Consider the following 12,390-nt stretch of genomic DNA (forward strand, 5'->3'; position numbering starts at 1 on the left):
ATGGGAACGACGCGACGACATCCACGAAGCCTTCCTCGGCCTCGCCACCTGCCTCATCACCTACAGACACGTACGACGCCTTTGTTAGGGCCTCTAAGAGGGCGTCGAGGCCCCAAGGGACCTGCGGTCGGCCGTGATCGCTGCCGGCTTCTCGGGCACGTCGGCGGCGAAGGAGGCCGCGAACCTCTCCCGGTCCAGGAACAGGAACCCGTCCTGGGGCGGCAGGATCGGCGGGACCGGAGCCCCGGGCGGCGGCTCGGCGATCAGGGAGCTGACCGGCTCGCCCTTGTCCGGCGCGAACGCGGCGATGTAGGCGAGGGCCGCGACGTCCGCGTGGCTGCCGGCCTCGGTGATGACGAGGATGTTCCGGGCATAGAGGCGGTGGTTCCCACGTTCTGGCCGCCGGCGGTGATCGTGGTGCCGCCGGCGGCCTGGACGACACCGAAGTCGATGACGCGGGCGCCGTCGGCCGCCAGGATCACGTTGGACGGCTTGAGGTCACGGTGGACGATCCCCGAGCGTCAGATGGCCTCGACCGTGCGTCCCAGGCCGGCCGGCAGGCGCCGGGCGGCCGTCGCGTCGATCGGCCCGTGTGCGTCGACGACTTCGACGAGCGTGGGCCCGGGGACTTACTCGGTGGCGACCCACACCAGATCATCGTCGCAGCCGCTGTCCAGCAGCCGAACCATGTGCGCCCCCTGGACGCGGTCCAGCGCACCGGCCTCGCGTTCGAAACGCTTCCGGAATTGAGGCAAGGTCCCGCCGAATCGGCTGGCGGCGCCGGCCCGGTAGGCGCTGGGTACGAAGGTGCCGAAGCTGAAGCGGACCTCGGTGGTCAGATCGCGCTGGTCTCGGCCTGTGCGCATTCGGCGGTCGCGGAGCTGTGCCCTGCCTGCCGGGGGGCGGGGGAGCTGGCTCGGGCGAGAAGGTGCAGGGCTGCCTGTGAGCCCGAACCGGCCTCGGCGGTCGCCACGACGACGCGCTGCCCCGGCTCCTGAGGGATTGTCAGGGTCTGCAGGTTGAGGTGCATCTGGCCGACGAGAGGGTGACGCATGCGATAGGCCGCGATCTCCCAGTTCCTGACCCGGTTTTCGGACCACAGGGCGGCGAATTCCGTGCTCTTCATGGCCAGTTCGCCGATCAGCGTGGCCAGCGCCGGATCGTCCGGATACTGACCGACGGCAAGTCGCAGCTTTCCCACCACCGTCCTGGCCTTCTTCCGCCAGTCCACGAACAGGTCCCGGGTGTGGGCGTCCAGGAAGACCATCCGCGCCATGTTCGGGCGCCGGTCCGGCTGATCGGGTATGCGCCGGTCCAGATGCCCGGCGAACAAGGAGTGTCCCGTACGGTTCCACGCCAGCACGTCGCTGCGGCGCCCCAGCACGATCGCGGGTGCGTCACCGAACGCTTCGAGCAACTGCATGGTCGTCTCACCCATGTGCTCGGGCGCCGGCCTGCGGCGCTTGCCGCTGCGACGCGTGGCGCGAGCCAGATCGTGCAGGTGAGTTCGCTCCACCTCGTCCAGACCGAGGGCCCGGGCAAGGGCGTCCAGCACCTCCGGTGAAGCGTTGAGCGACACCCCCTGCTCCAGCCGGGTGTAATAGGAAAGGCCGATCCCCGCCAACTGGGCCAGTTCATCCCGTCGCAGCCCCGGCACGCGCCGCCGTTCTCCGAAATCCGGCAGCCCCACGTCAGCCGGCAGCAACTGCGCCCGGCGCGTCTGCAGGAAGTCGCCCAGACCCGGTTTCTTGTTCATGCGGCCGAGTATGGACGCCCCGGCGCCCCGTAGCCTGCCCCTCCCATGGTTACCTTGCGTCGTAACCCCTTCTGCTGCTGCCCGGTCTCTCCAGTCGACCTGCTTCACTCTCGACCGTGAGGACCCCGTGATGACACGCTCGATCAGCCGCCGCCTGCTCCTGCCTGGTGCAACCGCCATGGCTGTGCTGACCCTCGGCCTTTTCTCCGGCAGCGCCAGCGCGTCTGCCGCCACCGCGCCGGTCTCCACCCTGGCCTCCGGCCCCCGGGCCGCCGCCGATCTCACCGCTCATTCGTACGCGTTCTACATGGACAACACCCTCACCGAGTACCTCGCGAGGGTCGAGGGCCTGAGCAGCAACCAGGTGACCCTGGTACGCGGGGCCGGCCGCACCCAGCCCCTCACCGACTGGATCAATCGCGGCGGACGCAAGAACTTCACCGTCGTTTTGCGTGACTGGAATGACAACCCGATCAACAGCTACAACTTCGCCTCCGCGCAGCCCATTCGCTACGACGGTGAAAGCATCACCTTCCAGTTCGAACGGCTCATCGTTTCGTAAAGTGGTGCGCCGCGGATCTCCGGCACCGCCGTCAGCCGCCGGGCCATTTCAAAGTCGAAGTGACCTTGAGAGAGCGGATGCGGTCGTAAACGGCTTGGTTACGAGATCTCCTGCGGCCTCAGCTTTCTGATCACGCGGGGGAGTATCCGCGTGCCGTCGCAGTGCAGCCTGCCCCTGACGGAGGCAGGCTGCCCGCGGGCCGCGGAGGCAGACTCGGATCCACGAACGGCAAGCACCACTCGCCCCCTCACTGAGGGGAGCCGGCCGTCTGACCGTTCAGTAGCCGTAGGCGCACGACACTGCCGCTCAAGTCGCGAGCGTGACGCGTCAACAGCGCTTCACCATGGCCGTGTTGAGAGAGAAAGACACTGATACCGATGAGACTGAGGCTTTCCGCCGCCGCCGTGGTCCTTGCCGCGCTGGCGACAGCCGGCACGGCGCTGACCAACTCCGCCGCCCATGCCACGCCCGGCCGGCACATCAGTGCCGCTGCCTACAGCCGGCCGCACCAGGCGCAGGCCATTGACGCCCGGGGGCCGGGGGTCTTCCCCCACTCGGTGGACTACGACCCGCACTCGCGGAAGTTCGTGGTGGGTTCGCTGGCGCACAGCACCATCTCCACCGTCAGCACGGACGGTACGGTGCGTACCCTCGTCGACGACAAGCGGCTGGTGTCCGTTCAGGGCGTCCGCGTCGACTCCAGACGGAACCGGGTGCTGGCCACGAATGTGGACTACGGACTCGCCGACCGCTCGTCGCCCTCCACGAAACTGAGCGTCGCCGGCGTCGCGAGCTACGACGCGACCAGCGGGCGCCGGCAGTGGTACGCCGACCTCAACAAGGTCGCGGGCGACGGCAAGCAACACCTGCTGGCCGACGTGACGGTGGCTCCGGACGGAACGGCATACGCCGTCGACCAGCTGACCCCGACGGTGTTCCGGATCGACCGCCACGGACGGGCCTCCGTCCTGCTGAGCGACGATCTCCTGGCCGGCACGGTGGACATCCCGAACTTCCTGACCGGCGTGGGCGCCACCGCCGTGGCGTGGATGCCAGGGGACTTCCTGATCGTCGCCAAGGCCGACGGCAGCCTGGTGCGGGTGCCGACCCGCCACCCCGAACAGGCCGGTGCGGTACGGCTTTCCACCCGGCTCTCCGCTCTCACCGCGGGCATCCGGGTCCTGCCGGACGGCTCGATCGCCGCGGTCAGCAGCGGCCTGCTCACCGGAGAGGCCGCCGTAGTGCAACGGGTGCGCCCCTGCGACCACTGGAAGGCTGCCACCGTGACCGTTACGGACAGCGTCGCCGACCCGGTCACCAGCGCCGTCACGGCCGGCCCCCGAGGCTCGACGTATGCCCTGAGCGGTGGGCTGGCCGCCCTGCTGATGGGCCGGCCCAACGACGGATTCACCCTGCGCCCCGTCGACGTCGGGTGATCTCTGCGGCGGCCCCCACTCCACCGTGCTGACTACTCGTCATTTCCGAACCCTTGCCTGCCCACGAACTGTGGCGCCTACAGATACGAAACGAAAAGGACACAGCATGTCTGCGCTCTACACCACTGAGGCCCTCTCGACCGGTGACGGCCGAAACGGGGAGGTCCGTTCCCTCGACGGCGTACTCGACGAGGTGCTCGCGGTCCCGAAGGAGATGGGCGGCCCCGGCGGCGACAAGACGAACCCCGAGCAGCTGTTCGCCGCCGGGTACGCCGCGTGCTTCCACAACGGACTTCGACTGATCGCGGGTCAGCAGAAGCTCAAGCTGGGCGAGTCGACGGTCCGGTCCGCGGTGAGCCTGCTCGCTCTGGACAACGGCGGATTCACCCTGGCCGTCACGCTGACGGCGTACCTGCCCGGCCTGGAGCAGTCCACCGCCGATCAGCTGGTGAAGACCACGCACGAGGTGTGCCCGTACTCCAACGCCACCCGGGGGAACATCGAAGTGACCCTCAAAGCCACGGTCTGAGGTTCTCCGGGCCGCCCAGGCCCGTTTCATGACGGAGGCTCCCGCTCGGTGAGAGAGCTCACCGGGCACCGGGAGCCGATCCGATGTCGACCGTTCGCGGCCAGGCGGGCGGCGAGTCCGGCACACAGTCGGGCTCGTCCTCGTCGCCGCTGCCGACGAGGCCACATGCTGCAGGCCACAGCCGCGCCCCTGCCTCCTCCAGGCCGTCCAGGTGGACACCAGGACGGCCGCAGTCCGTGAGCTGCCCGAGCGGGCTGCACGCGAAGATGGACGACACCGTGGCGTGCACCGCCGTCTTCAACGGCGAGAAGAAGACGATGCTGATCTCCGTGACCGCAGTGAACGGCGACCGAGTGAGCTTCGACTACGGCCTGGCGAAGTAGGGCGAGACCTTCAGAGCCCCGGCAGCCAGCGCAACGGGCCCGGCCTGTCCCAGTTCCTCCGCTTTCCCGTAACGGCGCGTCAACTCCCCTGTCACAGAGGCGTCTTGGCGCAACCCCTACGCAACGCATCGCCCGGCAACAGGCCTCCTATGAACCAACCGTGCCCGCTCAGCCGGAGCGAACGACCGATACAACACCACTTCCCAGGAGTACCGATGCGCGTCAAGAAGATGCCCGCCCTCGCCCTCATCCTCGCTGCTGCCGGCCTCTCGCTGACCGCGTGCGGCAGCAGCGACGGATCGAGCGCTTCCGCCAACACCGGCGCGTCCACCGCTGCGAGCAGCTCGACCGGCGGCACGCGCTCGACCTCAGGTTCCTCCTCGTCCGACTCCTCCACCGGCGGCACGGGCTCGAATTCGGCTTCGTCCTCGTCCGGCACCTCCACCGGCTCCAGCAAGGGCAGCAAGCTCGCTGCCCAGTCCTCGACGTCGGGCTCCAGGTGCAAGACCGACCATCTCGCCCCCAGCGCCACCGCCACGGGGACCAAGAACGAGATAGTCGTCAACCTGAAGAACACCGGTTCCAGCGCGTGCAGCATGCACGGCTTCCCGGGCGTCCAACTCGTAGGCCCCGATGGCCTGGGCGACACCGGGCCCGACGCCGCCCGTACCGACGTCTCCGCGTCCACCGTCACCATCGGGCCCGGCGAGGAGACACGCTTCCTGCTGCACTTCATCCCGGACACCAGCGGCTCCGGCAAGACCTACACCCGGCTCTCCGTCACCCCGCCCAACGAGAAGGTCTCGGAGATCGTGGATCTCAACGATCTGGCCTTCACCATCTCCGCCTCCAGCGGCAACGCTCCGGACGTCTACGTCGACCCCGTCGGCTACCACGTCGGCTCCGGCAAGTGAGCCCAGCAGCAACGCCCTCGTCGGGTTCGCCAGGGCTCAAAGCCGCGCAGTGCGCAACGACCACCGACAGTTGTCCTCCGAGACGAAGGTGATCACACCACTGCCCGGCAGGAAGAAGCGCCCGCCATCCTCGCCGGTCGCCTCCACGTAGTCCGCAAGCCGCGTGCCGATCCGCTCGGCCTCTCGGTCGGTGATCGCCTTGCACTCCCAGCAGAGGGAGTCGACGTAAAGCGGCCCGCCCAACTGGTGGTCACAGACGAACGACACCTCCCAGTTCTGGTGATCTTCCGCTCTCTCGACCTCTATCTCGAACAGTCCCGGCTCGGCGTCGAACCGATACAGGACGTCCGAACTCTCCCCCACATGCTCGCCGGTGAACACCGCCGCATCCCCCAGCGGCAGCACCCGCATCGCCCAGGAACACGGCTCGCCCTCATACGGCTCGACCTTCAGATGGGTGGTGTTCACCGGCAGCAGGAGTCGCGCATCGCAGTCATCAGTGGAGTACATGTGGGGCGGCGCATCCCGGGTCGCACCGGCTCCCCGCTCCTGCCCGGACAGCACGAACTCGCCCTCCCCCCGCTTCACCAGATGCAACAACGCCGGCCGCCCCGCCTCCGGCCGCTCCACGGCGATGCGGCAGTTGCGGCTGTTGTCACCGACGTACGGGAACTCCTCCTCCGGAAACCCTGCCGCCACCGTCCCAGCCTCGGCGCCCACCGGCCTCGCCTCCCCCTCGACGTTGCGACGTGCCACGCGGATCCCGCACGGACTCTACTGGCTGGTCAGCCTCAGACACCCGCGACCTTTTACGTGCTGGACAGCCATACGGAGGCGACGATTCCCGTCGTGATGAGTCTGATTCTCAGTCTGAGCCGGCCAGATGTAGGCAGAGGACGGCCTGGACGATGCGCGTGATGCGAGTGGTTGAACATGGGAGCTTGCGCAGGAGCTGCCAGGACTTGAGGACGGCGACGGCCTGCTCGACGAGGGCCCGGATCTTCGCATGTCCGGTTCGGGTACGGGCCGGCTCTCAGCCCGCAGTTGCCTGCTCGACGAGTCCCGCCCCCGCGAACGCCTCCAGAGCGTGGTGGGCGATGCCGACCTCGCCGTCGACCGTGCCGCGCCCGAGGGCGTCGGTCGCCGTCGCCTGGCCGGTCAGGAGGCTGTACAGGGTGTCGAGGGACATGGTGACCACCACGTCTCCGTCCGGTGCCGGCGCGCGGCGAACGGTGGCCCTGCCGCCGTCGGACCCCAGATAGAAGACCTCGTCCTCGATCCGCAGCTCGCAGGTCTGCCCCTCGGCCAGCGCACTGGGTCGGCCTATGACGCTCTGCATGGCCCAACTGGGCTGCACTGCGTCGTCCGGGGCCGGTTCCGGTGCACGCCGGCCCCAGGCCAGCAGCTCCTTGAACGCGGGCTGCAGCGCCCGGCCGGCGTCGGTCAACTCGTACACGGTCACATCGGTCGGTGCCGGGAGGGTTCGCCGGACGACGACGCCCGCGGCCTGAAGGTCCTTCAGGCGTGCGGCCAGGACGTTGCTGGGGATGCCCGGCAGGCCCGCCGCGAGGTCGCGGGGGCGGCGCGGCCCCAGCGACAGCTCCCGCACCAGCAGGAGGTTCCACCGTTCCCCGACAACATCCAGGGAGCGGACAAGGGGTCGCTGTGACCTTCAGCGATAGTTGGCCCGTAGCTACTACTCATCCGGCGTGCTGAGCCCGAGCATGCCCTCCAGGGCGACCTCCGGCACGCTGGTGTAGCGGGGAGTCTGCTGGTGATAGTCGAAGTTTGCTCGCACATACCGGGCGTAGTCCTCTGCCGTCCGCAAGGTATCGGCATACGTCTGGCCCTTGATCCCTGCAGTTTCCAGCTGGACGGGGAGCTGTTCCATCGCGGTGTGAAACCGTTGCAGGCACGCGGTGAGCATGTTGTTCACGGCGCCGACCGCCTGCTCACGCGTGAAGTCCTGGTTGTCTTGGAGGAGTAGCGCCGCGTTGTAGCGATAGCCCACGCGTTCGTCCGAGTCGAGCGAGCAGATGTCGTTGTACAGGCCCATGTGCTCCTCGGCGGCATCCCTCAGGTCCCGGAAGGCTGCCAACTGCCGCACGCTCTCGGGGAGATCGATATCCGACGCGATCTCACTGATGTCCATGAACATGTACAGGGCGACTCCGTCTCTGCGGTGTGCCCTGTAGGCGTCCATATCCGGCAGGTGCCCTGTCAGGTGTCCCACGGCCTCTCGGTAGTAGGTCCACAGCCACGCCCTCACCTCGGACCGGAACGCCTTCCTCCATCCTTCGGAACGCCCCAGGGACAATCGCCTCCACAGGTCCGCGAACGCGTCGACGAGGGGGCCGTTCCCCGCCGCCCGGAAGTGCGGATCGAACACCGTGTCCAGAGCGGTAACGGTTGCGATGCAGCGATCGGGGTCGGGGATCCGGATGTCGAACTCGTCGTCCACGATGAATGCCCAGGCCAGATACTGCGTCAGTAACGCCAGCACGTCCGGATCGGCCGTCGGACACCACTGTGCGTACATCAGTGCCGGGCGGGTTCGTTCAACACGCAGCCGGGCCGCCTCGGTCGGCAGGAGCCCGCAGGTCTCCAGCCAGGCCCACATGGCAGCCTCCGCCTGCGGGGCGTGGGGGTTGGAGCCTGCCGGCGGGAAGGGCATGAAGACGTTTGGTGGCGGGGGCGTGCTCATGGTGCCTCCTGGGCAGGGGCGACGAGGATGTCCAGGGGGATTCGATGGCGCGGACGCCTACGTCTACAGGTGGTTGCTGGTCTCTCGCACTCGGTAGGCTCGTGCACCGCCGTGCTCGGCGGGCCGCCTCTGCCGCATGCTGCTCGGGATTGTTCTGCCCGTGACGGCCGCCCAATACGCCCGCCGCTCGGCTGCCTTCCGTGTGTGCTACTAGCCCTGGCCGACTATCGCTAGTTGCAGCGGGATGGCCGACGGGAGAAGACGGAGCTGCTGGAGGTCATGCAGGTGATCCCGCTGATCCAGGCCGTTCTGCCGATCCGCGGCAGGAGCGGCCGGCTCCTGCGTCGGCCCCGCCGGGTCTACGCCGACCGTGGCTATGACCACGACGCCGACCGTGACAAGGTGCGCCGGCTCGAGATCACTCCGGTCATCGCCCGACGCGGCGCCGAACACTGCTCCGGCCTCGGAGTCCACCGCTGGGTCGCAGAGGGCGCCATCGCACCGCTGCACTGGTTCCGGCGCCTGCGCATCCGCTGGTAGATCCGCAACGGCATCCACCAAGCCTTCATCACCCTCGGCTGCGACCATCATGTGCCGACGGCGGCTGAAGACCTCAGTCAGTTCTTAGCGCTGGGCGTCGTTGTTGCTGCCGAGGTCGGGTATGTCGGCGGACAGCAGGTGTTCGGCGCCGCCTTCGAGGGCCTTGGCCGTCTCGATGGAGCGGGGGAGCATGGTCTTCTCGTAGATGCGGATCGCGTCGGCGACGGTGGCGGCGTTCGCGAGAGCGAGGGCGATTTCGCCGGCGTCGAGCATGGCTAGGTTGACGCCGACGCCGAGCGGGGGCATGAGGTGGGCGGCATCTCCGAGCAGGGTCACCGTCGGGTTGTGTTCCCACGTGTGCGGGACCGGGAGGGCGAAGATCGGGCGGTCGACGTAGGGGCCGTCGTTCTCGGTGATCATCCGGCGCATGCGGGGCGACCAGTGGGCGTACTCGCCCAGGAGCAGGGCGCGGATGCCGTCGGTGTCCTCGGTTGTCAGGCCGCTCGTGCCGATCCAGTCGACCGGGACTCGTTGGATGATGTAGACGCGGATGTGGTTTCCGCTGTTGCGCTGGGCGAACAGGCCGCGTTCACCGTCGGCTGCGTGGGCGCTGCCCTGGCCGACCAGCTCGGCGATGTCCGGGTGCCGGTTGTCGACGTCTGAGAACCATGCTTCCAGGAAGCTCACCCCGGTGTACTGGGGGACGGCGGGGGACACGGCCGGGCGTACCCGGGAGGAGGCCCCGTCGGCGCCGATGACCAGATCGGTCTGGATGGTCGTGCCGTCGGTGAAGTGCAACTGCCGCGGCCCGTCGTCGGGTCCACTGATCGTGTCGAGGGCGCGGCCCCAGTGCACGGTTCCCGGCTGCAGGGAGTCGAGCAGCAGGTCACGCAGCTGGCCACGGTCGATTTCCGGCTTGAAGAGTTCGTCGGCCGCCGGGACTTCATGGGACGTGATCGTGCCGCTCGGGTCCATCCGGCGCATTTCCTGCCCTTCGGGGCGGGCGAGCTTGAAGAACTCGTCGAGCAGACCGGCTTCGCGCAGGGCGATCTGGCCGTTGTCGGCGTGCAGGTCGAGGGTGCCGCCCTGGTTGCGCGCGTCGGGGCCCCGGTCGCGGTCGTAGACGGTGACCGCTATGCCGCGCTGCTGAAGGATGCGGGCGCAGGTCAGTCCACCGGGGCCGGCACCGATGATGCTGATGCGGGCCCGGGCGGGGTCTGGGGAGTTCATGGTTGTCCCTTTCAGTCGGCGAAGAGGGGCGAGCAGACGGGGCGTTGTCGACCTCGGCACCGGATGTGCCGCTCAGGTGCCCGCCACGCCTATAAAATCAGAGCGAGTAGAAAAGTGCAACGACTCTACTTAGTGACTGATTCGACTATCGGGTACGCTCCAGCCATGACCATGCCCTCTGCCAGCCGCCGCGACCGCAAGAAGGCGGCCACCCGGCAGGCGATCGCCGACGCCGCACTGCAACTCTTCCTGGAGCGCGGCTACGACCAGGTGAGCATCCGCGACATCGCCGACGCCGCCGACGTGTCGACCGCCACCGTGTTCAAGCACTTCAGCGGCAAGGAAGCGCTGGTATTCGACCAGGACGAAGACCGAGAGTCACAGTTGGTCGCCGCGGTGCGGCAGCGACCCTCCGACCAGAGCATCCTCGATGCCCTTCGACAGCACGTCCTGGACACCTGGCCGTCGATCGAGGCGCATCCTCAGGCGGCCGCGTTCACCAACCTGGTGAACTCCACGCCGGTACTGCGCGCCTACGCCGAACGCATGTGGACCCGCTATACCGACAGCCTCAGCGCAGCCATCGCCGACGAGTTCGGAGTGGACCACGACAACATCGCATGTGTGGCTCTTGCCCGATTCGTACTCGAGATCCCGGTGCTCGCTCGCGGCCGGCAGGACCGCCGGGCCGCCGTCGAGGCACTCTTCGACATCCTCACCCACGGCTGGGAGCCGCCAAGCAAGCCGCCCGCGCAGTAACGCCTGGGCCGTTTCCCGGACCCGTCCTCGACCAGCCTCGGCTTGCCCCACGACGCGTCTCGGTCGCACTCAAACCCTGCCTGGCAACGAGAACTGACATCCCGTCATCCCTTAATCCCCGGCAGCATCCTCGCCGAGCTGGCCAGCGCCTTCGGGCTGGAAGAGGTGCGGGAGCGCCGGGTCACCGATGTGTCGTTTGACCGGCTGAGCCGCAACCTCGGCGTGCTCGCTGCGCTCGCCGGCGACGGCATGGGCTTGTTGCCCGTCGTGCCCGATGCGGTTACGGCGGAGGTCACGTCGCCGGAGCAGGCGGTTGAGAAGTCGCACCGACTTACCGCGGCAGTGGCCGACAAGGGGACCGGCAGCCTCTTCGACGAGGCGGCCGCCGCAGCTCTCGACCGTCGTCGGGAGCTGATCAGCAAGCAAGCCGACGGCCGCCCGCAGCAGGTGGCCCCTGAAGGCGCGCACGGGTGGACGCACGGTGACATGCAGTACCGGAATCTGCTGTGGGATGGCGAGGAGCTTGCCGCCGTCCTGGATTGGGACCGGGTCGGCGTGCGGCCGTATGCGGAAGAGGTCGCTCGGACGGCGCAGGTGCAGTTCGGGGTGGACGGGGTGTTCGACCTCGCCCGTGTCTCGGCGTTCGTCGGTGGGTACCGGTCCGTGATGCCGCTGGAAGACAGCGCGCTCGCGGATGGTGTTCGCAGGCTGTGGTGGAAGCGGATGACGGACTTCTGGCAGCTGGAGTTCCACTACGACCGCGGCGACTTCTCCTGCGATGAGTTGTTCACCGCGGACGAGGTGTTGCTGCACTGGTGGACGGACCGGCTCGATCAGGTCGAGGACGCCTTCGCGGCGGGGTAGATCCCGAGGGTTTCGAGGTCGGGCAGACGCGGCCGGGCGAAGCGTGTCGCGTGCTGCCGAGCCTGCTCTGTCGGTTCGAACGTGGGTTCCTGGCGGCGTGGAGCCGGAGGCTGGCGGACTGGGTGCTGCGGGTGAAGGAGCGGTAGACGTTGCGGGCCGACTCCACGCAGACCGTGCGCGGACGATCACTCGCCCTCTGGCGGCTGGCATTCATGGTGAGTGCCGGCCTGGGCGGCATCCGGGTGGGACGGATTCCATAGCCGGTCGGCCTCACCGCGGACGACATGATCCTCGTAGATCCGCACCTTGTGCCGCATCACGTCCAAGGTCTCTTGCAACTCCCGGATCTGCGCCTCCACGTGGATTTCGTGCCGGCGTAGCAACTCCAGCCGCTCATGTTCGTTGCCCGGGCCCTGGCGGACCAGCTCGATGTATTGCCGGATCATCACCAGTGACATGCCGGAAGAGCGCAGCTTGGTGCAGATCGCCAGCCACTCCAAATCTTCCTCGCGATAGATCCGACGGCCGTTGGGCAGGCGGCGCACGGGGTTGGCGAACAGGCCCTCCCGCTCGTAGAACCGCAGCGCGTGAACGCTCAGCCCACTGCGCTCCGCCACCTCACCGATGCTCAGGTCCATTTGCGACTCCCGTCACACAGATATTGATCTAGACCCGACTCTAGGTTCTAGCGTCGAGATGTTGGCCAATCGGGC

At 68.0% G+C, this 12,390-nt stretch carries 16 protein-coding genes and 1 pseudogene; 9 read left to right on the top strand and 8 right to left on the bottom strand.

The annotated features are described in order from the left end of the window. The first annotated feature begins 133 nt into the window (after positions 1 to 133). A complete protein-coding gene (locus ACFY10_RS29585) occupies positions 134 to 313 on the top strand; it encodes a hypothetical protein (protein WP_390668259.1) in 180 nt (59 codons plus the stop codon). A gap of 316 nt (positions 314 to 629) precedes the next feature. Here the strand turns inward: ACFY10_RS29585 and ACFY10_RS29590 are convergent, their stop codons facing one another. Beyond that, the gene (locus ACFY10_RS29590; protein WP_275778288.1) at positions 630 to 866 is read right to left on the bottom strand and encodes a hypothetical protein; all 237 of its coding nucleotides are present in this window, start codon (positions 864 to 866) and stop codon (positions 630 to 632) included. Further along, positions 836 to 1,756: a helix-turn-helix domain-containing protein gene (locus tag ACFY10_RS29595; RefSeq protein ID WP_390668260.1), complete on the bottom strand. Its 921-nt coding sequence runs from the start codon at positions 1,754 to 1,756 to the stop codon at positions 836 to 838. Before ACFY10_RS29595 ends, ACFY10_RS29590 begins: the two co-directional genes overlap by 31 nt. 130 nt (positions 1,757 to 1,886) lie before the next feature. On the opposite strand from ACFY10_RS29595, the gene ACFY10_RS29600 reads away from it, so the two are divergent. From ACFY10_RS29600 to ACFY10_RS29620, 5 genes are all read left to right on the top strand, one after another. Continuing rightward, positions 1,887 to 2,318, top strand: a complete 432-nt coding sequence (locus tag ACFY10_RS29600) for a hypothetical protein (protein ID WP_390668261.1) — start codon at positions 1,887 to 1,889, stop codon at positions 2,316 to 2,318. Positions 2,319 to 2,695: 377 nt separating this feature from the next. After that, the gene (locus tag ACFY10_RS29605) at positions 2,696 to 3,754 is read left to right on the top strand and encodes a hypothetical protein (RefSeq protein ID WP_390668262.1); all 1,059 of its coding nucleotides are present in this window, start codon (positions 2,696 to 2,698) and stop codon (positions 3,752 to 3,754) included. Positions 3,755 to 3,860: 106 nt separating this feature from the next. Then, entirely contained in the window at positions 3,861 to 4,283 is a 423-nt protein-coding gene (locus tag ACFY10_RS29610; protein WP_275778283.1) for an organic hydroperoxide resistance protein, read from the top strand. Between the two features lie 236 nt (positions 4,284 to 4,519). Beyond that, complete coding sequence (locus ACFY10_RS29615; RefSeq protein ID WP_275778281.1) at positions 4,520 to 4,666, top strand: DUF4333 domain-containing protein; 147 nt, start codon at positions 4,520 to 4,522, stop codon at positions 4,664 to 4,666. A gap of 215 nt (positions 4,667 to 4,881) precedes the next feature. Then, positions 4,882 to 5,580: a DUF4232 domain-containing protein gene (locus ACFY10_RS29620; RefSeq protein WP_390668263.1), complete on the top strand. Its 699-nt coding sequence runs from the start codon at positions 4,882 to 4,884 to the stop codon at positions 5,578 to 5,580. A gap of 36 nt (positions 5,581 to 5,616) precedes the next feature. Here the strand turns inward: ACFY10_RS29620 and ACFY10_RS29625 are convergent, their stop codons facing one another. The 4 genes and pseudogenes from ACFY10_RS29625 to ACFY10_RS29640 form a co-directional block, all read right to left on the bottom strand. Continuing rightward, a complete protein-coding gene (locus ACFY10_RS29625; protein ID WP_390668264.1) occupies positions 5,617 to 6,336 on the bottom strand; it encodes a hypothetical protein in 720 nt (239 codons plus the stop codon). Between the two features lie 109 nt (positions 6,337 to 6,445). Next, positions 6,446 to 6,589, bottom strand: a pseudogene (locus ACFY10_RS29630) (IS5/IS1182 family transposase); the annotation flags it as partial. Between the two features lie 24 nt (positions 6,590 to 6,613). Then, entirely contained in the window at positions 6,614 to 7,225 is a 612-nt protein-coding gene (locus tag ACFY10_RS29635; RefSeq protein WP_390668645.1) for a winged helix-turn-helix transcriptional regulator, read from the bottom strand. A 51-nt stretch (positions 7,226 to 7,276) separates the two neighbouring features. Then, a complete protein-coding gene (locus tag ACFY10_RS29640; RefSeq protein ID WP_390668265.1) occupies positions 7,277 to 8,284 on the bottom strand; it encodes a terpene synthase family protein in 1,008 nt (335 codons plus the stop codon). Positions 8,285 to 8,518: 234 nt separating this feature from the next. On the opposite strand from ACFY10_RS29640, the gene ACFY10_RS29645 reads away from it, so the two are divergent. Beyond that, positions 8,519 to 8,824 (top strand): hypothetical protein, encoded by a 306-nt coding sequence (locus ACFY10_RS29645; protein WP_390668266.1) that lies wholly within the window; start codon positions 8,519 to 8,521, stop codon positions 8,822 to 8,824. 84 nt (positions 8,825 to 8,908) lie between these two features. Here the strand turns inward: ACFY10_RS29645 and ACFY10_RS29650 are convergent, their stop codons facing one another. Beyond that, complete coding sequence (locus ACFY10_RS29650) at positions 8,909 to 10,054, bottom strand: FAD-dependent oxidoreductase (protein WP_390668267.1); 1,146 nt, start codon at positions 10,052 to 10,054, stop codon at positions 8,909 to 8,911. Positions 10,055 to 10,219: 165 nt separating this feature from the next. On the opposite strand from ACFY10_RS29650, the gene ACFY10_RS29655 reads away from it, so the two are divergent. Both ACFY10_RS29655 and ACFY10_RS29660 read left to right on the top strand, forming a co-directional pair. After that, positions 10,220 to 10,813, top strand: a complete 594-nt coding sequence (locus tag ACFY10_RS29655) for a TetR/AcrR family transcriptional regulator (RefSeq protein ID WP_275778272.1) — start codon at positions 10,220 to 10,222, stop codon at positions 10,811 to 10,813. A 42-nt stretch (positions 10,814 to 10,855) separates the two neighbouring features. Further along, entirely contained in the window at positions 10,856 to 11,677 is an 822-nt protein-coding gene (locus ACFY10_RS29660) for a phosphotransferase (protein ID WP_390668268.1), read from the top strand. A 185-nt stretch (positions 11,678 to 11,862) separates the two neighbouring features. Here the strand turns inward: ACFY10_RS29660 and ACFY10_RS29665 are convergent, their stop codons facing one another. Further along, positions 11,863 to 12,315: a MerR family transcriptional regulator gene (locus ACFY10_RS29665; protein WP_390668269.1), complete on the bottom strand. Its 453-nt coding sequence runs from the start codon at positions 12,313 to 12,315 to the stop codon at positions 11,863 to 11,865. Positions 12,316 to 12,390 lie beyond the last annotated feature (75 nt).

It is taken from the genome of Streptomyces sp. NPDC001401 (assembly GCF_042895385.1).
Taxonomy (GTDB): Bacteria; Actinomycetota; Actinomycetes; order Streptomycetales; family Streptomycetaceae; genus Streptomyces.

Bases quoted from the DNA above. Each gene is read 5' to 3' on its own strand.
- ACFY10_RS29605 (WP_390668262.1), top strand. From the start codon at position 2,696: ATGAGACTGAGGCTTTCCGCCGCCGCCGTGGTCCTTGCCGCGCTGGCG.
- ACFY10_RS29595 (WP_390668260.1), bottom strand. From the start codon at position 1,756: ATGAACAAGAAACCGGGTCTGGGCGACTTCCTGCAGACGCGCCGGGCG.
- ACFY10_RS29620 (WP_390668263.1), top strand. From the start codon at position 4,882: ATGCGCGTCAAGAAGATGCCCGCCCTCGCCCTCATCCTCGCTGCTGCC.
- ACFY10_RS29590 (WP_275778288.1), bottom strand. From the start codon at position 866: ATGCGCACAGGCCGAGACCAGCGCGATCTGACCACCGAGGTCCGCTTC.
- ACFY10_RS29600 (WP_390668261.1), top strand. From the start codon at position 1,887: ATGACACGCTCGATCAGCCGCCGCCTGCTCCTGCCTGGTGCAACCGCC.
- ACFY10_RS29610 (WP_275778283.1), top strand. From the start codon at position 3,861: ATGTCTGCGCTCTACACCACTGAGGCCCTCTCGACCGGTGACGGCCGA.
- ACFY10_RS29665 (WP_390668269.1), bottom strand. From the start codon at position 12,315: ATGGACCTGAGCATCGGTGAGGTGGCGGAGCGCAGTGGGCTGAGCGTT.
- ACFY10_RS29640 (WP_390668265.1), bottom strand. From the start codon at position 8,284: ATGAGCACGCCCCCGCCACCAAACGTCTTCATGCCCTTCCCGCCGGCA.
- ACFY10_RS29650 (WP_390668267.1), bottom strand. From the start codon at position 10,054: ATGAACTCCCCAGACCCCGCCCGGGCCCGCATCAGCATCATCGGTGCC.
- ACFY10_RS29655 (WP_275778272.1), top strand. From the start codon at position 10,220: ATGACCATGCCCTCTGCCAGCCGCCGCGACCGCAAGAAGGCGGCCACC.